The sequence below is a fragment of the Candidatus Brachybacter algidus genome (genome assembly GCF_016707225.1).
GTDB classification, from domain to species: domain Bacteria; phylum Bacteroidota; class Bacteroidia; order Chitinophagales; family Saprospiraceae; genus Parvibacillus; species Parvibacillus algidus.
Genome location: NZ_JADJID010000005.1, coordinates 422,039 through 442,922, shown reverse-complemented (window position 1 = coordinate 442,922; position 20,884 = coordinate 422,039). Strand labels below are relative to the sequence as shown.

Here is a 20,884-nt window from a genome sequence, read left to right as displayed (position 1 = left end):
TTCTTTTCTCGGGGCAAATGCTACTATAATTAATCAATTTATATGTTCTCAAAAGTTATTGTTCAAGGTCGGTTGGACTTTGGAAACGCAAATACGTATGAAAAAGCCTTTAAGTTGTATGTGCAACGTAAAGACGTATATTACAAAAATGAAGTTGTTTTCAATAAAACTGAAGAATGTTTTGATGATGAAAAAATGATTTTCTTCGTCAAGCGTTTTAATAACCTTGTATCTGATAAATATTGGAGAAATACTGTTCATTTACTTAAAAATCTTGCTGAATATTCTCTCACAGGCCGTGTTGAGATGTGGATGATGATAGACGGAAAAGTAATTAAACACGAACTTATCAAGCCTTCCAGCGACAAAAGTATTGTGGCTGCATTCAATAAGGCTAATGATATGGTCAATGCAGCGGATGATTTGGATAAAGCTATGGCGATACTTAATGGTATTGTCGAGAAATATCCTCAACATGCTATGGCCCATGCTCTTATAGGAAGAGTTGCTTCAAAACAAGGCAATGATAAGTTGGCGCTTGAACGATTTGACAGAGCTATCAGTCTTGATAAATATCTAAGCGAAGCCTACCTTTGGAAAGGTAAATTATATATTAAGGAAGAAAATTACGAAAAAGCCCTTCCTGTGCTTGAAAGGTTGACTAAATACGCTATTGCCCATCAGAACATCCATTGGATAGGTCGAAGACTAAAAGGAAAGTGTTATTTCCATATGGGTATCTATGACAAAGCAGTTTTCGAGTGGAAACTTTTTGCAGCCAAAGCTTTTGAAAAAGGCAACTCCAACCATTATTGGAAAAGGGCTGTCACCTTTAGTCTTGGCAAAGCCCATATGCAGTTGAATCAAAATGCTGAGGCAATCCTTTCATTTAATGATGCATTAAATCTAGACGCACTGTTCGACAACGTTTCTGAGGAAGAAATCTTGAAATTTAAGACGACAGCAACGGGAATATTGCCTAAAACCCCAGCGAAAAAGTCTAAGAAAGTTACCAAGAAGCCTATTACGCAGAAAGTAAATGTCTGACCCTTGTCTTTCAGACCAGTTTTTTCTTTGATAAATAAATGTTGAAATCTTGCTGTAAGTGAGCATAAGAATTTATGTCTTGCTTAAATTGGGCTATTTTTAATAATCAATTTCTTAGCAAAACATTTATTTTAATTTAGTTGTTCCCATCTAAATCCTATTGGATTCCTAACGATTGTTAGTATTTCTACTATCCTATTTTTATATAAAACCTAAATTTAATCTAAATAAGGAATGCATTTAAGTATCGAAACCTGACAAATTTAAAATAAAATGTATTTCATCAGTTACATTAAGACTTACTTCACAAACTGAGATACTTTTATTTTTTGAATGTCAATTTTTCGTATTTTTGCGACCTAAAATCAAAAAAGACCTAAAATGGATCAGCAAACTGCTTCACATACCAAACAAGCTAAGACGGATTTATTCCAATCACATGATTACTACGCGATAGATGAACTTCTAAATGAAGATCATATATTGGCGAGAGATGCAGTCAGAGCTTGGGTTAAGCAAGAAGTGTCTCCTATAATTGAAGACTATGCCAACAGGGCAGAATGTCCAGTGCATCTATTTAAAGGCCTTGGCGAGATCGGAGCTTTCGGCCCAAGTATTCCAGCTGAATATGGTGGCGGAGGAATGGATGAAATCGCTTATGGAATTATCATGGCTGAACTCGAAAGAGGCGACTCAGGACTTAGATCCATGGCATCTGTACAAGGTAGTCTTGTTATGTTTCCGATCTACAAATTCGGAAGCGAAGAACAAAAAAGAAAATATCTTCCAAAACTAGCCACCGGTGAATTTATCGGATGTTTTGGACTTACCGAACCTGATCATGGATCCAATCCTGCCGGTATGGAAACTAATATTGTCGATGATGGCGACCACTATATATTGAATGGTGCCAAAATGTGGATCACCAATTCACCACTTGCAGACATAGCAGTCGTATGGGCGCGCGATCAGGATGGAATCATAAGAGGTTTGATCGTGGAAAAAGGCATGCCGGGCTTTACCGCACCTGAGATCCATGGTAAATGGTCATTGAGAGCTTCGATAACAGGTGAACTTGTATTTCAGGATGTCAGAGTTCCTAAAGCAAACGTCCTTCCAAATGTACAAGGAATGAAAGGTCCACTTTCGTGTCTTTCTAAAGCAAGATATGGTATCGCTTGGGGTGTACTTGGCGCTGCACTTGATTGTTATGACAGTGCGCTGAGATATTCTCAGGAAAGAATTCAATTCGGTAAACCAATTGGACAATTCCAGTTGACCCAAAAGAAATTAGCTGAGATGATCACTGAGATTACCAAGGCACAATTACTTGCCTGGAGGTTAGGCACACTTGCCAATGCAGGTAAAGCGACTCCGGCACAGGTCTCAATGGCCAAAAGAAATAATGTCATGATGGCTCTTGAGGTGGCTCGTGAAGCACGTCAAATCCATGGTGGTATGGGCATCACCAATGAATATCCAATCATGAGACACATGATGAATCTTGAGACGGTATTAACTTATGAAGGTACGCACGACATACATTTATTGATCACAGGTATGGATGTGACAGGATTGAATGCGTTTGGATAAATTTTAGAACATGAGACATCACCTGATAATATTTTTTCTTTTCTTTCTTGAAAGGCTGGGAACGTCTCAGAATGTATTATTAGATAACCCATCATTCGAAGATAGGCCAGGTCCCAACAGGGCGCCTCAGGGCTGGTATGATTGTTCCTACCAATTTCCGGGAGAAACTCCTGTCGATGTGCAGCCAAGTGGAAGTTGGAATGTAACTCGTGTAGCCCAGGATGGAGAAACTTACGTAGGAATGGTCGTGAGAGAAAATAATACATGGGAGGCTATTTCTCAAAAACTTAAAGGTGTTTTACTTAAAGATTCTTCCTATCAGTTTGAAATTATGATCTGTACATCAGATCAATATTTAAGTGCGACAAGAGAAAGTGCTTGGGATGGCAAAAAATATAATTACACGACACCTGCCAAATTAGTCATTTGGGGAGGAGATAAATTATGTGACAGAAGAGAAATTCTTGCTGAAAGTGGAGTAATTAAAAGCAATAGATGGGAAAAGCACAGCTTTATATTAAAGCCGGTCGAAGATGTAACATGCATAACTTTAGAAGCATATTATATTAACGACGAAATTGAACCATACAATGGAAATATACTGATAGATAATGCGTCGGCATTCGTTCCATTGAAAAAATCTGAAGCCACAAAAAATTCTGTAAAGGGAAAATAAGCGTGCTTTGTCTGAAATACAATCATATTAATCCAATTTTAGTCAATTGTTTTAAACACAATTCGTACATTAATGTTAAATTATTTGTTAAAACCTAAGAATTAAGCACAAGATCAATAACTATTACGTTCTGATTTGAAATTAACAGTTATCGACATTTTCAACATTTGAATAATCTAAATGTATGTTTTTGAAATCATTTCATAAATATTTGACTTTCGTTTGTTGTACTTTTTTAGCCTTTCAAACTATTGGGCAAACGGTATATCTTACAAACCCTTCTTTTGAGGATCGCCCTGGACCTAACAGGCCTCCTGTTGGATGGAGGGATTGTGGTGGGCAGTTTGTAGGAGAGACCCCACCTGATGTGCAGCCAAGTGGATCATGGGAAGTATACAAGCCTGCCATGGATGGTGATACTTATCTGGGTATGGTGGTTCGTGAAAATGAAACATATGAATCAGTTTCTCAAGCGATGTCCGGCCCATTAAAAAAAGGGAAATCATATAGTTTTGAAATTGGCTTATGTACCTCTGAAAAATATTTGAGCGCCACAAGAGCCAGTGCTTTGGAAGGGGGAGCAAAATACAATTATGTTACGCCTGCCAAATTAATGATATGGGGGGGCAATTCCTTATGTGATAAAGCAATCCTACTTGGTGAAAGCCCACTGATCTCAAACAATTCATGGCAAAAATACAATTTCACTTTCAAGCCTACTCGCAATGTAAGTTACATCACACTTGAAGCATTTTATCGTACACCGGTGCTTGAGCCTTACAACGGAAATCTTCTTGTAGACAATGCATCCCCTATCACAGAGATCATTCCTAAAGCAAAAGAGCCAATTGCCATCAAGGCTTTGACAAAAAAGATAGTTCCCGGACAGGTAATAAGGCTGGATGAACTATATTTTCAAGCTGATAATGCTACTTTGAACAAAAATAGTTTTAAGATATTGGATGAATTATATGCTTTTCTGGCAAAAAACCAATCAGTAAAAATTGAGATCGGAGGTCATACAAATGGAGTTCCTTCAGTAGAGTACTGCGATAAGTTGTCCACGGAACGTGCCAAGGAAGTGGCAAGTTACCTAACAAAGAAAGGAATAAATAAAACTCGGGTTACTTATAAAGGGTATGGCAAGCGCAATCCTTTAGCATCTGACAAAACGATGGAAGGTAGGAAAAAGAATCAAAGAGTAGAAATTAAGATCTTGAGTACTTAGAGATTATTGAATTATCAAAAGTTAAAGTTTTATATTTCTTAGTTTTATAAGTTTGGAAAAGTAACTTTGTGTAATATGAATTCGTTCCTATACGAGATATTGCATTTGAAACTTTGAAACTTAAACTTATGAAAACTCTTTCCTTCGTCTTAGGACTTTTATTCTTGAATTCTTTAAATGCCCAAACTTTAAGACCCGACAGTAGCTTTGCTGAAGTGGGTAAATACATTACATCCAACGAAGAGGAGCTTTCAGGAATATTTGATATAGAATTTGATGGAGATGGAAATATTTACATGCTCGGAAGCGGTGAACGTTTAACCGCTGATTCACTATTTATTTATCTGGCATTAGGGAAATTGAAATCTGATGGCAATTTTGATTCACAATTCGGAAATAATGGAATTGTACATACAGAACATTATTCCAGTCAATTATATATGGATGGAAGTTATACTCAAAGTGACGGTAAGATTCTATTAGCTGGTCACACATTTGATATGTATACCGGAGAATTATTAACCGTAGCTCAGAGATATGGTATAGACGGAAAACAGGATTTAACATTTGGAAATCTTGGTACATTTACACTTTCAAGTGAGGAGCCCTACCTTTCAACAAATGTCTTCGAATTGCCATCCGGTAAAATAATAATATCTGCTACAAAATGGCTCGAAAATGGCAGAGATGCCTTTAGTTTAATTCGTCTAAATAATGATGGAACGATCGATGAGGATTTTGGTGATGATGGCGTAAAAGTCTTTGAATATCCTGATATTAATTATTCAATCAAGAATTATTACGCCATACCTCAACCGGATGGTAAAATAATTATAGCCGGTCACATTGAAGGTTTTAATGGCCAAGACATGCTCATGATGAGATTTATGGAAGATGGCAGTTTAGATAGTTCTTTTGGACAAAACGGTTATTTTATTTTTGATGGTGGAGGATATGATGCCATTGATAATTTATCACTTCAGTCTGACGGTAAGATTTTATTTACAGGAGGATCAATAGATGATAGTTCAGGTGAGTTTAAAAATAATTTAATCGCAGGAAGATTAAATTCAAATGGATCTGCTGATGAAAGTTTTGGGGAAAATGGCTTTGCAAATTTTGATTCATTTCAGTCTTTGAACCCAAACGGGTTTCAGATAATAGAGGCTCCGGATGGCAATATAATGTTGGCCGGGTCTGTATATGATTTAGAAGATTCAGATGAACTGGAAGCAGACATTTTTTTCATAAGAATGAATAAGAACGGAAAAGTAGATAATTCCTTAGGAAATGATGGAATTTATATCGAAGACTTTGGAGGACTTTTTGACAATTTGTACAGAATGAAATTTGATGCGCAAGGTCGAATCATTGTTTGTGGTGAGAGCATAAATTTTGTTGGCCCATCTAAAGGATTCGTAGCAATATACATACCGGATCTATCCTTAGGGAAATTTGAACTAAATAATATTAATTCAAGTGTTCTAACGTACCCCCATCCTTTTGTCAATGAATGCACTATAAAATATGACTTACTAAAAGAGACGAAAGTTTCTATTGATCTCTTAAATGTAAATGGCAATTTGATAAAAACTTTTGTAAATCAGGATGTTAAATCTTCAGGTAGTAATCAGGAATCAATATCAATGGAAGGGCTAACACCAGGAATTTATTTGATAAGGATAAAAACCGAATTAGGATCAACCACAGTAAAAGTCATAAAACAATAAATTATTGAACCTTTTTTGCCCTAAAAGTATTTATTATATACTTTTACCACGGGAATGCACCCAATATTGTCAAACATTAAAAAAAATACTTATGAGTAAGGACATCAGAACCAAGAATGTAAAGAAAGAAAAAGCTGTTGACAAAATCAAAAAAGTCTCAGATTATAAGGCAGAAAGTGGCAATAGTTTTGGTGCTTCCAGCTCTAAATCTGATGCTAAAGGTTCAGGTAAGTCAAAAGCTTGATAATTATCAAAATTTGATAAATTAAATCCCGTTTAATCGAGTTTTCTTTCAATTAATATCAAATAGTTCTTCGTAATTATTTGATATTTTTTTTATCGGTGTATAGATATCTATTATTTACAGGTCAAAGTTTTATAATAGAAGGAGGTATTTATGCATAACTTTTGTTAATTCCTCTTAACTTATAACTGCAGTCGTTTATTTCCCTTATTTTCGTCCAGATAATATCTTGCATCCTTACAAATATATCAATGAAATCATTTCTGCTTTTCGTCATATTCATTTTATTTTGGGCCATGACCATGCCCAACGAAATATCAGCTCAAAAGGTAATCTCCTCATCTTCAACTCCCAACCATCCTATCAAAGGCAGTGAAGCTGAAAAGAATAAAACAGGGAAAAATAAATTCGTTACATATCAAATCATTCCATCGAATGGCACCACTTATGGATATGACATATTCATCGATAACAAACTTAAGATCCATCAAACCACCATACCCGGTAGGGCTGGAGTAAATGGATTTAAAACTGAAACAGACGCAAAAAAGGTGGCTGAATTGGCAGTCAATAAAATTATAAGCGGTCAAATGCCGCCTACTATCTCTCAAAAAGAAATTGAAAAGCTTTTAATAAATCTTAAATGAAAATTATGAAAAAAAATATTTTTACAATATTTGCCTTTTTTATTATTCTACCATTGTCTCAAGCCCAAAATACATGGGTTCAAAAAGCAGATTATGGGGGAGGTTTTACCTCCGCATCCACAGCCTTTACAATTAATGGTAAAGCATACTTAGGCACAGGATTCGACTCTTTTAGCGGTGAAGCATTGAGCAGTTTCTGGGAATATAATCCAATTTCCGATACTTGGTCGCAAAAGGCGGATATGGGCGGGAGTCCAAGAGGATATGCTCTTAGTTTCAGCTTAAACAGCAAAGGATATGTGGGTGGTGGTTTTGATGGACTTGATCCTGTCAATGATTTTTGGGAATACAATCCCACCAATAATACCTGGACGCAAAAAGCCGATATGGGCGGCCCATCCAGATTGTCAGGAAGTGCATTTAGTATTGACGAAAAAGGCTATATAGGACTGGGTTATAACTTTGAAACAGATAAAGACCTGAAAGATTTTTGGGAATATAATCCTACCAACAATACCTGGACGCAAAAGACAAATTTTGGTGGACATGCACGTCAAGGTGCTGCCAGTTTTGCAGTAGAGGGCAAAGGATACATTGGCACAGGATATGATTATGATAATGATGTAGATCTTAAAGATTTTTGGGAATACAATCCTGCATCCAATTCATGGTTTCAAAAGTCAGAATTTGGAGGATCAACTAGGGAGTTTGCAAGTGGTTTCGCTATCGGAAGCAATGGCTTTATAACTTGCGGATATAATTACGAAAATGATTTGCTGCTTAAAGATATGTGGCAGTATTCCCCCGCGGACAATGCCTGGACCCAAAAAGCAAGTATGGTTGGACTCGAAAGACAAGTAGCAGCTGCATTCAGTATAGGTAGTAAAGGTTATATATGTGGAGGATACAATTTTGATCTAGAATTAAATGATCTATGGCAATATACTCCCTCGACTACAAATCAAGCGCCGGTATCTAATGCCGGACCTGATGTAACACTTGATTTGCCTGTCAATTCGACGCTGCTGAATGGCTCAGGATCAGATCCGGACGGCATTATTGTTAACTATACCTGGAGTCAAGTAGGAATTACGCCTTCGATAGCAACTATATTAAACTCCATGACTGCCACGCCGACAGTTAGTGATCTTATACAAGGGACATACACTTTTTTATTGACCGTGACTGATGATGACGGAGATATAGCTACAGATGAGGTCCTCGTCACTGTAAATGCTGCTCAAAGTCAAGCTCCGATAGCTAATGCCGGTGCTGATATTACTGTGGAACTTCCTTTAAACAGTGCAACCCTGGATGGCAGCGGTACTGATGCTGATGGCATTATCGTTGAATATGCATGGACTCAGGATGGAAACAATCCTTCTTCGGCTACCATTTCTGACCCTGGTATAATGAATCCGGTGGTTAGTGATCTACTTGAAGGAGTATATACTTTCATATTGACAGTTACAGATGATGATGGACTTACTGCATCCGATAAGGTAATGGTCACAGTCAAATTGATTGTAAATGAAGCACCAATGGCTGATGCGGGTTCTGACATAAATATTATATTGCCTGTTAATGCTGCACAACTCAATGGCAGTGGAACCGATCCGGAAGGCAATCCCTTAACATTTGAATGGCAACAAATTGGAAATGAGCCATCAAACGCCACAATTTCTGATGCATTTATTGCGAATCCTATTGTGAGTGATTTGTTGGTCGGTACGTATTCTTTCCGATTAACAGTAACAGACGATAAAGGCCTGACTGCCACTGATGATGTCGATGTACTCGTAGATAGTATTGGTAATATATTTCCAATAGTTTATGCTGGATTAGATACAACACTGATTCTTCCCACAGACAGCACCCAACTAAATGGTAGTGCTACCGACGAAGATGGCATTATAATTGGCTATGAGTGGAGTCAGGTAGGAAATGACCCATCAATCGCTATCATTTCAGATCCAACCATTCTCAATCCTTTGATCACGGGGATGATAGAGGGAACCTATACTTTCCGCTTATCTGCCATAGATGATAATGGTGATAGCTCTTTTGATGAAGTGAGCATATTTGTAGTTGACACTAACAATCATGCACCAATAGCTGATGCAGGGTTGGATATTGAACTAACTTTACCGCAAGACAGCACTTTTCTCTCAGGGATTGGAACAGATGTAGATGGTACGATCATAAGTTATTCCTGGGATCAGTTAGGCGACACACCATCCATTGCGAATATTTCCGATTCAACGGTTGTCGATCCATTGATCAGTGGCCTCATAGAAGGCATATATACATTTGTGTTGACAGTGACAGATGATGATGGAGCTATTGATACTGATACTGTGCTTGTAATCGTTAATCCAATCATACTTTATGCACCAATAGCAAATGCAGGTGAGGACATTAATCTAATATTCCCAACAGATAGTGTTGAGGTAAACGGAAGTGCTACTGACGCTGATGGCACAATAGTCTCTTACCATTGGGAGCAATCAGGTATTACGCCATCTGTTGCAACAATATCAGATACAACTATTGCCAATCCAATTATCAGTGATCTAATATTCGGCACCTATACATTTATTCTTACTGTCACAGACAATGATGGCCTGACTGACAAGGATACACTTTTAATTAAACTTGACTCACTGCAATTATTGGCTCCTTTAGCTGATGCAGGAGAGGATATCAATATCACCTTGCCTGTTTCCAATGTAGCCTTAGATGGTAATGGTACAGATGAAGATGGGACTATCATTGGGATTCATTGGGCACAAATAGGTAATACACCTTCTATGGCGAACATATCAGATACGGCAAGTTTCACTCCAGTCATAAGTGATCTTAAAGAAGGAACTTACACATTCGTTCTTACAGTAGTTGACAATGATGATCTATTTGACTCTGATACGGTACTTGTCATTGTCAATCCTGCTGTCAATGTAGCACCGACAGCCAATGCCGGAACGGATATTTCAATCTTGTTACCTACAAATTCTGCAGTGTTAAATGGAAGTGGCACCGATGCTGATGGAACTATCGTTTCTTATGCCTGGGAACAGGTAGGCAGCACGCCAAATAATGCAACGATCATTGGTATATCTACTCCCAATCCAACTGTAGCAAGTTTGATCATTGGTACTTACACATTCAAATTGACTGTGACGGATGACGATGGTGCTACTGCAAGTGATGAGGTACAAGTCATAGTGGAAGACGGTCTTGCGACTGATCCACTTGACCTTACTGCCCCTTCTGTATATCCAAATCCTTCTCCGAATGGCCGAATAATCGTTGAATCAGGCAGCAAGATAAAATTAGGCAGTAAGGTAGCTCTTATCAGTATAGAAGGAAAACCACTTCAGGAGTTTATTATATCTTCAAATAAGCAACATTTGGATCTGTCTAATTATGCTGCAGGATGTTATTTTCTGCACTTTGAAAATGGAGCCAAAGCAAAGGTCATTATTATACAATAGGAAGATTTGATTTTAGAAATATAATTTATAGAGGAAACCGGAATGAGAATGTTCATTTCGGTTTTTTCTATTTCTAAATTCTATTTTTCAACCCTAAAAAGTGCAATCCTCAACTTCTCACCTCCTCCCTCCAAATTTTCAATCGCCAATGAAAAGTTAAAGACTTCAATGGGATAAAATAATTTATTTATTACATATATTTTTTATTAATTCATATATATCTAATAATATGCTGTTTATAAAGTACTATCTTCATCTTTAAAATATTTAATTTAAAAACCCATATTATTATATAATTTTGGACAAAATCCATTTTAAACATTTGCGTTTAAAAGTGTTAAGGATTATATCTTATAATTAAGCAACTTTCATGGCGATATATTTTCAGATTGTTTCGATTTTTCTTGGCTTATGTTTGCCTAATACTTATGCTCCCAAAAGCACTTTAATACCCGTAATAGCAGAAAAAAAAGACAAATTTGAGGAATTATATACAAATTGTAAACTGGAAGGGCAAATCAATTATGATGCATTTAGAGAAGCTCTGAAGGGCTATAATGTCTACCAACCTATAAAATCAATCATAACAATTGTTGATTTTGCCTTACCTTCTGACAAGAAACGTTTTTTTGTTATAGATCTAGATCAGAAAAAATTATTATTCTCATCTCTGGTTGCACATGGTCAAAAGTCAGGTGAGTTAATGGCGAAATCATTTTCAAATAAATGCGAATCTCACCAAAGTAGCCTTGGTTTCTACATGGTCGGCAGCAAAATATTTAGTCCAAAACACGGTGCATCATTGTTATTGAATGGGCTGGAAAAAGGAATAAACGACAATGCCCGACGAAGAGAGATCATCATACATGGAGCTGATTATGTAAGTGAAACTTTTATAGAAAAATACGGCCGCCTTGGAAGAAGTTATGGCTGTCCAGCCTTACCTCAAGAACTTATTCCACAGATAATTCCAGTACTAGCTAACGGTACTTTGTTGTACATTCACGGTGCTTAAACACTTGTTATGTCTCGTTTCAAACTTTCATTTCTCTCAGGAGTCTTTCTCTTGCTATTTGCCATTTGCATTCTATTATTGCCCGGTTGTGCCAAAGATGTAGCCAAACCCAATCCCATACCTTCTGTAGATACCACTGTTTACACCACTGTCAACTTCAACGATCTTTTGTTAGATAGCATGTTTGTAGATACTTTCTTTGTAAAAATGGTTGATTCCGCAACTGTTAAATCACAGGTTAGTCAATTTTATAAAAGAAGAAATTATCAGTTTGCATGGTTTAATAAAAACGGACCTGCCAATGTCATGGCTATGTTTTATGATCAGTTAAAAAACTACAGTTTTGACTTTAATGACCAAAGCTTGGATAATCCAAAAATTGATAGCCTTGTTAAATCTTTGAGATCAGATGAGTCTAAATTTATGTCTAATCCTGCCAATGTCCTCAACCTCGAATTACTCCTGACTTCGACCTATTTCAAATATGCACGAAAAGTCTACGACGGCAGAGATAAGAACCCGGTGGATCTTGAGTGGTTTATTCCTAGAAAAAAGAAAGATTATCAAATATTACTTGATTCATTAGTCGCCAGAAAACCAGACTCTGAAGTTCATGAACCAGAAAATATATATTATACAAGGCTAAAAGCACAATTAAGGAAGTATCGGGAAATCGAGAAATCGAATGTTTCCTATCCAGTAATTACAGATAAAAAAGTACTGATAGTGGGCGATACAGATGTATGCATCATCAATGTAAAAAAGAACCTGATCATTGTAGGTGATCTAATGGACAAAGATACATCAGCCATCTTTACGGACACTTTGAAAAGTGCACTTTTACTATTTCAGGGAAGAATGGGGTTATTTAAAAGTGGTAAACTCACCGAATCGACCAGAAAGGAGCTAAATGTAAGCATATCGGACAGGATCAAACAAATGGTCATCAATCTTGAAAGGCTAAGATGGGTGCCTGTAGATCTCGAATCGGATTATTTAATGGTCAACATTCCTGAATTCCGTCTGCATATCTTTGAGAAAAACAAACTAGCATGGGAAATGAATGTAGTAGTTGGAAAAGCTGCAACAAAAACAAGTATCTTCAAAGGTAATATCGCCAATATTGTTCTAAATCCATACTGGAACGTACCAAACAGCATAATAAAAAACGAGATCATCCCTGCCATGAAACGCAACGCAAATTATATTGAGCGGAATAATATGGAGATCACGAATAAAAAACCACTGATGGTCAGACAGAAACCAGGTGGGAATAATGCATTGGGAAAGATCAAATTTTTATTTCCTAATAACTTTAGTATATATCTTCATGATACACCTTCAAAAAGTCTTTTCAGTGAAAGTAAAAGGGACTTCAGCCATGGGTGCATCAGAGTGGAAGAACCAAGAAAACTCGCGAAATATCTGCTTAGAGATCAGCCAAATTGGCTAAAAAGAATTGACAAAATTCTAAATACAATTGATGAAACCTGGATTAAAGTCTCTCCTACAGTCCCTGTTTATATAGTTTATTTCACTTCATGGGTTGATTCAGAAGGTAAACTTAACTTCAGAAATGACATCTATGGTCATGATAAGAAATTGGCTAATGAGATATTCGGGGTGGGGAAGATGTGAGGCAGACGCTAGATGCTAGATTATAGAAATCGGTAATCAGTAATCGGTAATCGTTAATTGCAGCTAATCTTAGAAGATCATTCTTCTATATAACTAATTTTAATTCGGTGTTAATCAGCTAGTTGCAATTAGAATTAAATCGAAGACTCCCCCTACCCCCCTCAAAAGCTAGGGTTTATACACATCTTTTTTTTTCTTTCAAAGTAAACTTTGGTGACACCCCGACGTAGTTAAAACTACGCCGAACCTCGCAATCATTGTTTTGACTATAAATTAATGTACATCATTCGCTGTGGAACGTTGAGCTTAGGTTAACCTAAGTTCGTGTGTCTGCAAAATTCATTTTGCTTATAATAAACTTAAAATCAATAAATTATCTTGCTATTCATGGAAGAGCCTTTATTGAAAAAATACTTATGTATAAACCCTAGCCCTCAAAAGGGGGAAATCTCCCCAATTGCATTTTACTTTTAACATTTTACATTTACCTCACCAAGTTATATTTTTGATTTTGGAAGCAAAGCATTGCAGGTGAAATAATTTCAGACTTCTAATACCGAATGGAAATTCCTAATAGTCTAAATAAATTTGGCCAAACGACTTTGAGATCGATATTATACGGCAAAATATTGGTCTAATAAATAAATCCATTTCGTATAATTTCTAATTTTAACATTGGTGATTATTAATAATAGCTAAATTTAGAATTTTTGACTACTGATCACTGACTAATGACGACTGACCACTGACCACTGACCACTGACCACTAATTTTTAACTACCTTTGTCCCAAAATATAGTAATGACATTCAGCGATCTAAAAATAAATAAATCACTTCTCCGTGCACTGGATGACATTGGCATCACCGAACCCTCTCCTATTCAGGAGAAAGTCTTTTCAGTGGTAAAATCCGGAAAAGATATATGCGCAATTGCTCAAACAGGTACGGGAAAGACATTTGCTTATTTATTGCCAATCCTTAGTCTATATTCATACAGCAAAACCAATAACCCTACCATCGTCATTCTCGTTCCTACCAGAGAACTTGTGGTGCAGGTAGAAGACGAGATCAAAAAAATTACGGCATATATGTCTGTAAGGAGTTTTGGAATATATGGTGGCACTAATACGAAGCCACAGGCAGACAAAATCTTCGAAGGACTTGATATTTTGGTTGGCACACCCGGGAGAATGGTCGACTTTGTCAATACCGGTGTTTTAAATCTTAAAAATGTCAAACATCTCATCATTGACGAATTCGATGAAATGTTGAATCTGGGTTTCAGAGCTCAGCTTAAAGTGATCTTTGACAAACTTCCTGAAAGAAGACAAAATTTGCTTTTTTCAGCTACATTGATTCCCGAAGTCATCGAGTTGATGGACGAATACTTCAATAATCCCGAGAAAATTGAAGCTGTTCCTGCTGGTACTCCATTAGACAATATCAGCCAAACTATGTACCGATTACCAAATTTTTATTCAAAAGTAAAATGGTTGGTGAACTTACTCAGGAATGAAGCAATGACAAAGATTCTGATATTTGTTTCTACCAAAAAAAAGGCAGAAGTGCTCTACGACGCATTGTTGGAACGCGGCATCAGAGACATCGATTTTATACATTCGAATAAAAATCAAAATGCAAGATTCGAAACTGTTCAAGGCTTTGAAGAAGGGCGATCCAGAATATTAATTGCAACTGATTTACTTTCAAGAGGACTTGATATTCGCGAAGTAACACATGTTTTCAACTTCGATTTACCTGAAGTGGTGGAGAATTATATTCACAGAATAGGCCGCACCGGACGTTATGAAAAAGAAGGAACATCTATCGCTTTTGTAGTAGAAAGCGAAGAAGAGCAGTTGGAAAAAATCCAGGAATTGATGAATTATACGATTCCTGAAGTAGAGTTACCTGAAGATTTTGTGGCTGACGAAAAGTTATTGCCTGAAGAAGAAGTAAAAATCATCATGCCATTCATCACACAGGCACCGAAACTCGATCCTGAAAGACCGGCTTTTCATCAAAAATCAATTCTCAATTCTAAGGTCAATGTGAGATATAATCATGAAGCTGAGATGAAGAAGAAGTATGGTAAACAATATGAAAAGAAGAAACCAAGCTAAATTTTTATAAGAAATGCTCAATTGGTGCAAAATTTATCGAAAGATAAATGCCTCCGCGTCCTCCAGACCCATTAATTGGTAACGTAAATTCAGAAATCAAGTACAATATGTCCACAAATCAATATTCAATAACTTTCTGCGGAACTCTGTGATACCAACACTCTATTGTGCAACTTTTTTTCCTCTGAGCCACTTGGTGATATCTCTGCATTTCGGGAAGTGGAGCCTATATCACAAAGACGAATGAAATGTATCACAGAGATGCACAGAGCAGAAACAGAGTTTCACAGAGATAAACTGATAGAGTAGTAGATACAGCCTGATCGGAGCATCATTTGACTTTAGTCAAATTACTTTGTGAATCTCAAAAACTATACAATAGCAAAGAAGTCCCAAAATTCAGAGCTGCTGTTGAATCGAGGTAGATATTAAAACCTCTGTGAAACTTCGTGATAAAACTACTTCAAAATAATATTTTCGAATAAGAGATTTAATATAATTCGCCCCAATACCTGTGAAGCAACTTACGTGGTTGCGGTAAAATGATTATAAATCAACATCCTCAATTAACCACCGTATCTCAAGTTTCTACTTTGACTCATCCTTTTTCACATTGATTCTAGGTTTTTTGATAGTAACGACTTTCGGCTTTACTGATTCATTTTGAGCGTTGAATTCCTGAGCTTGCTTTTTATTTAAGGCAATTTGATCATAAGGATCCTTTGGATTTTCCTTCGTACCACGCAGATATATTACCAGACCATTGAGAAAATTTCGCAACACCTGATCTTTGCACATCATATAACCAGAGCTATCCTCTGCTCTAAAAAATGCATTAACTTCAGCCTTTGACATTCGGAAATCAACCAGTTTCAAAATATCTACTATTTGGTCATCTCGCAGCATTAGTGCTACTCTAAGTTTCTTGAAAACGTCATTGTTGTTCATTTGGCAAAGATAAAGAAAGAAAATTATTAAAATCTAACTCTCTATTAAATACGAAAATATTACTCTACTCCAATTTAAAATAAATCCTATCTTTCAAACATATATAATGAAGTATTGTGCAAGAAGGAAAAATAAAGTTGAGCATTTCAAAACTTATCGCATTGTGGGCATTTTCAGAATGTGCACTGGGCGGTATCTTGCATGCATTTCAGTTTCCTTTTTCTGGTCTTTTGTTGGCTGGTTTTGCGGTGACCATCATTTGTACGATTGGGTATACAAGTGACAAGCCATCTCAGGACATCATGTATGGAACTTTGGTGGCGATCGCGGTCAAACTTGCACTGAGTCCACATAGTCCGGTCACAGCTTACATCGCAGTTGGATTTCAAGGAGTCCTTGGAGCATTGTTTTTTAAATTTCAGAAACATAATAAGTTATACTATATCCTATTTGGAAGCATTGCATTGTTTGAATCCGCCATCCAAAAAGTATTCACATTAACGATCATATTCGGCAATGCGCTTTGGAATTCTATTGATACTACAGCGAATCAACTTGCAAAAAATCTTGGTGGAACAGAAGAATTTCAATATGCTCTTTTATTATTGATCGTCTATAGCTTGATATATGTGGTTTGGGGAGGAATTGTTGGCTCTTGGGCATACAAGCTGCCTTATAGAATCAAAAAGCTTGACAGAAATGCAGTGGACCTATATGCTAATTCTAACATCAGTTATGGTGAAAAAAAAGGTAGAATATTTGGTATATTAACCATTGTGTTATTGCTTGTCACCACGATATATGTGGCAGCACTCGGCGGTACAAAAAATGATATTTTCTGGACCATAGTTAGACCCTTTATTATTATCACTGCATGGTATTTTATATTTAATCCACTTATCATTTTCATTATCCGAAGATTCATTAATAATCAGAGCAGCGGTATCCTGACAGTTGTAGATACAATTAAAGAACAAATACCGCATCTCCGCAAGATAACCCAACAAGTTGCGGGCTATACCACTGCTAATTATAACGGAATAGAAAGGATCAGGTATTTCATCATTATACTAATATTATTGGCGTGTGAGGAAGGGGAAGGTACTTAATAGCCAGCTTATTATCGTTTCTGACAAAATAAGAAGTGGGAAAACGACCCTTTTGGCTAACTGGTTAAAGGACAAAAATGTAGGTGGCTTTTTGACACCTGATTTGAACAATTTTCGAATGTTCTATGACATTCTCAAAACTTCCTTTTTACCCTTTGAAACAAATGGGTTTTCAGAAGATGTAACCTCAATTGGTCGATTTTTTTTCCTTAATTCCACCTTCCTGCGCGGTTGTCAAATCATTGTTGATTCAATAGGTCAGAATTTAGAGTATTTCATCATAGATGAATTCGGTAAATTAGAATTAATGGATGAAGGATTTGGCCCAGCTATCAATTCTTTAATATCCAATCTATTAGAAAAACCTAACCAAACCACTTATATCATTGTGGTTCGGGATTATTTAGTGGAGGATTTTTTGGATAAATTTGGATTGAAAGTTGTTGAATGGGAAGAATTTTGATAAATGTTGTTAATTAGATAAAATTGATAAACAACGAATCCCTCTGCGATTCGCTGTTATATTTCGCCACCACAATTCAGCTAGGGTTTATACACATCTTTTCAAAAGGCTTTAAAACTGGAGAATTTACAATTAAGAAAACAGTTGGCATTATAATAATGACTGAACGGTGTAGCTCCGGCCTTATAAAATTTAATGAAAAAATGGAGAAAATGCCAAAAATAGCAAAGTCCTACACAGCGAAGGAACGAAACCTTGTAGGATTTTGCGTAATTTTCTGAACATTTTCGGAGTTAGTGAGCGTTAAAAATTTTACTTCCCCTCTTGTAGAGCTAGGGTTTATACCCATCTTTTTTTTATATTTCAAAGTAAACTTTGGTGACACAACGACGTAGGTTAACCTACGCCGAGCCTTACGATCTAAGCTTTATCTTTAAATATTGTACATCATTCGCTATGAAGTGCTGAGCGTAGGTTAACCTACGTTCTGGTGCGTGCAAAATTCATTTTGCTCTTAATCTACTAACAATCAAATATTTATATTATTTTTTTAGAAATGGCCCTTTTTGGAAAAATACTTGTGTATAAACCCTAGCCTATTCAGTCAGGCAAGCGTTCAGGGCCTGGATATTGAATTACGGATATTTTACAGAATACCATAAGTTGAGTGAACTTTCTCTACAATATTAGACTCTACTAAATCACCTGATCACCTGATCACCTGATCACCCTATCACCCGATCACCCGATAATTGCATGTCGACAAGACTGTTCATTATTCATTACATCTACTTTCTCCCAAAGTCATCCTGCAACCTAACGATGTCATCTTCATTGCTTGGATTATTAGGATCCGTATGCTGCCAGATCTCTGCAATAATTCCAAAATTATCATTACCAATGATTCTGTGACGTTCGCCTTGAGCTAGTTTTATCATATCACCGGTTTGCAATATTCTTGAGTCTTTTTCTTCATCTGTATCACTCGTTCTAACAGTTACATTTCCAAAAATGCATTTCCAAACTTCAGCTCTTCTGAAATGGTATTGCCAACTAAGGCGCTGATCAGGAGCCACGATCAACAATTTTGGACTAAGTGCAGCACCTTCCGGAAAATCTTCAGGTTTTACTTGAGACTTGTCATAAAATTGAGATATAAATCTTGGCGCTGCTTCTTCATAGAAGGTGAAGAATCCACCCCAAGGCCTCGTATTGTCAATACTTCTTATGGGGAAATCGATCGATTTGAGGTATTCTTCAACTGAATCAAAGACATCTTGTTTGGAACTTGTATTTATGTACATCATTTTATTTTTATTCATTAAATCTATTTATATAAAACGAATTTCTGTTTAAAAGTTACGAATTAATATAATAATATAAACATATAATTATTTCTTATATATTTAATATTACTGCTTCAGATTTTATTTTTAAATACATTCTTTTTAAATTTTAGCTAAATTTGAATAAAAGATATGAAACTGGAAAGTAAAAATCAGCAGGTGCTCCCACTTCAGCGGTTCATGTTGAGAATGAGCAGGTATGTTGCATTTTCTATTTTACTGCTTTCAATTTCTATCTCTGCCGGCACATTTGGATATCACCAATTAGACAGTCTGAATTGGGTAGATAGTTTTCATATGGCATGTATGATCTTAACAGGTATGGGCCCTGTTGCTGAAATGAAGACTGGAGGAGCTAAGATTTTCTCTTCTTTATTTGCACTATACAGTGGAGTGGCATTTTTAAGTATTACTGCGGTTTTCTTTGCTCCAATCGTACACAGGTTATTACACATCCTCCATGTAGAGGATAATAATTGAAAGGGGCTGAATTAGTCTTAAAAATAATTATTGGTCGTCAGATTCTTTCATGCCCTTGGGATGTGATTAACGATAACGTCAGATGACATTAAGAAACCAGGCGGCACAAATGTAATATTGCAATATTACGATGAAGCCAATGATACCAACGCGTTACCAAATTTTAGGCAAATGAAATCACCAAATCGTCCAATAACTAGAAGCCATCAGACGGCGCTCCTAAGCATCTGTCGTTTACAGCATCCGGTGTATCAATACCGCAATATTTCTCCTGCGAAAAATAGCAATAAAGTCAATTTTATCGACATCAGATGTTTTCCCATGCATCTGTATCTCAAATAATATAATGGACAAATGAACTCAACCAAGTAGGCGGCTCAAATGTAATATTGCAATATTACGATGAAGCCAATGATACCAACGCGTTACCAAATTTTAGGCAAATGAAATCACCAAATCGTCCAATAACTAGAAGCCATCAGACGGCACTCCTAAGCATCTGTCGTTTAAATCATCCGGTGCATCAATACCATAATATTTCTCATGCGAAAAATAGCAATAAAGTCAATTTTATCGACATCAGATGTTTTCCCATGCATCTGTATCTTAAATAATATGATGGACAAATGAACTCAACCTAGCAGGCGGCACAAATGTAATATTGCAATATTACGATGAAGCCAATGACACCAATGAATTTCCTAATTTTTAACAACCAAATTTAACAAAGTAGTCAGATGTCTTGAAGCCATCAGACGACACACCGTAGCAAGCACTTCATTTAAATTCAGAAATATCCATCGTCACGCCATCCGACATATCAGTTCATGCATGCTTCAGATCTCAAAAATTAAGTTGCTGTAAATTCTTGGGTCGGAGGATGTTTTGCCTGGCATTAGTAACACTTTTTAATATAAAACTCAAATAGCTTCAGAAGGCTATATAGTAATATTGCAATATTACGATGAAGCCAATAAGAACAACGATTTTCCTAATTTTTATCAACCTAAATTAACATAGCCATCAGATGTCTTGAAGCCATCAGACGACACTCCGTAGCAAGCACTTCATTTAAATTCAGAAATATCTATCGTCAAGCCAT

General features: G+C 36.4%; 16 protein-coding genes. 14 read left to right on the top strand and 2 right to left on the bottom strand.

Annotated elements, in window-relative coordinates:
* Positions 1–42 precede the first annotated feature (42 nt).
* From IPI15_RS16210 to IPI15_RS16160, 11 genes are all read left to right on the top strand, one after another.
* Positions 43–1,047: a tetratricopeptide repeat protein gene (locus IPI15_RS16210; RefSeq protein WP_287405576.1), complete on the top strand. Its 1,005-nt coding sequence runs from the start codon at positions 43–45 to the stop codon at positions 1,045–1,047.
* Positions 1,048–1,428: 381 nt separating this feature from the next.
* Positions 1,429–2,640 (top strand): acyl-CoA dehydrogenase family protein, encoded by a 1,212-nt coding sequence (locus tag IPI15_RS16205; RefSeq protein ID WP_287405575.1) that lies wholly within the window; start codon positions 1,429–1,431, stop codon positions 2,638–2,640.
* A 10-nt stretch (positions 2,641–2,650) separates the two neighbouring features.
* Complete coding sequence (locus IPI15_RS16200; RefSeq protein ID WP_287405574.1) at positions 2,651–3,316, top strand: hypothetical protein; 666 nt, start codon at positions 2,651–2,653, stop codon at positions 3,314–3,316.
* Positions 3,317–3,506: 190 nt separating this feature from the next.
* Positions 3,507–4,544, top strand: coding sequence for an OmpA family protein (locus IPI15_RS16195; RefSeq protein WP_287405573.1), 1,038 nt, complete (start codon positions 3,507–3,509; stop codon positions 4,542–4,544).
* 128 nt (positions 4,545–4,672) lie between these two features.
* Entirely contained in the window at positions 4,673–6,274 is a 1,602-nt protein-coding gene (locus IPI15_RS16190) for a T9SS type A sorting domain-containing protein (protein WP_287405572.1), read from the top strand.
* Between the two features lie 91 nt (positions 6,275–6,365).
* Positions 6,366–6,518 (top strand): hypothetical protein, encoded by a 153-nt coding sequence (locus IPI15_RS16185; protein ID WP_287405571.1) that lies wholly within the window; start codon positions 6,366–6,368, stop codon positions 6,516–6,518.
* Positions 6,519–6,769: 251 nt separating this feature from the next.
* On the top strand, positions 6,770–7,165 hold the full coding sequence (locus IPI15_RS16180; RefSeq protein WP_287405570.1) for a DUF4907 domain-containing protein: 396 nt from the start codon (positions 6,770–6,772) through the stop codon (positions 7,163–7,165).
* A gap of 5 nt (positions 7,166–7,170) precedes the next feature.
* Positions 7,171–10,659 (top strand): PKD domain-containing protein, encoded by a 3,489-nt coding sequence (locus IPI15_RS16175; RefSeq protein WP_287421230.1) that lies wholly within the window; start codon positions 7,171–7,173, stop codon positions 10,657–10,659.
* 370 nt (positions 10,660–11,029) lie between these two features.
* A complete protein-coding gene (locus IPI15_RS16170) occupies positions 11,030–11,674 on the top strand; it encodes a murein L,D-transpeptidase catalytic domain family protein (protein WP_287405568.1) in 645 nt (214 codons plus the stop codon).
* Positions 11,675–11,683: 9 nt separating this feature from the next.
* Positions 11,684–13,312 (top strand): L,D-transpeptidase family protein, encoded by a 1,629-nt coding sequence (locus IPI15_RS16165; protein ID WP_287405567.1) that lies wholly within the window; start codon positions 11,684–11,686, stop codon positions 13,310–13,312.
* Between the two features lie 801 nt (positions 13,313–14,113).
* A complete protein-coding gene (locus IPI15_RS16160; RefSeq protein ID WP_287405566.1) occupies positions 14,114–15,436 on the top strand; it encodes a DEAD/DEAH box helicase in 1,323 nt (440 codons plus the stop codon).
* 588 nt (positions 15,437–16,024) lie between these two features.
* On the opposite strand, the gene IPI15_RS16155 is transcribed toward IPI15_RS16160, so the two are convergent.
* Positions 16,025–16,384 (bottom strand): DUF1456 family protein, encoded by a 360-nt coding sequence (locus IPI15_RS16155; protein ID WP_287421228.1) that lies wholly within the window; start codon positions 16,382–16,384, stop codon positions 16,025–16,027.
* Positions 16,385–16,500: 116 nt separating this feature from the next.
* On the opposite strand from IPI15_RS16155, the gene IPI15_RS16150 reads away from it, so the two are divergent.
* Both IPI15_RS16150 and IPI15_RS16145 read left to right on the top strand, forming a co-directional pair.
* Positions 16,501–17,493 carry a hypothetical protein gene (locus IPI15_RS16150; RefSeq protein WP_287421226.1) on the top strand — a complete coding sequence of 331 codons (993 nt, stop codon included), beginning with the start codon at positions 16,501–16,503 and terminating at the stop codon, positions 17,491–17,493.
* Positions 17,471–17,956, top strand: a complete 486-nt coding sequence (locus tag IPI15_RS16145) for a nucleoside-triphosphatase (RefSeq protein ID WP_287421224.1) — start codon at positions 17,471–17,473, stop codon at positions 17,954–17,956. The genes IPI15_RS16150 and IPI15_RS16145 overlap by 23 nt, the downstream gene beginning before the upstream one ends.
* A gap of 788 nt (positions 17,957–18,744) precedes the next feature.
* Here the strand turns inward: IPI15_RS16145 and IPI15_RS16140 are convergent.
* Positions 18,745–19,278 carry a cupin domain-containing protein gene (locus IPI15_RS16140; protein WP_287405562.1) on the bottom strand — a complete coding sequence of 178 codons (534 nt, stop codon included), beginning with the start codon at positions 19,276–19,278 and terminating at the stop codon, positions 18,745–18,747.
* A 156-nt stretch (positions 19,279–19,434) separates the two neighbouring features.
* Between IPI15_RS16140 and IPI15_RS16135 the strand changes: the two genes are divergently transcribed.
* Positions 19,435–19,782 (top strand): hypothetical protein, encoded by a 348-nt coding sequence (locus IPI15_RS16135; RefSeq protein ID WP_287405561.1) that lies wholly within the window; start codon positions 19,435–19,437, stop codon positions 19,780–19,782.
* The last annotated feature ends 1,102 nt before the right edge of the window (positions 19,783–20,884 follow it).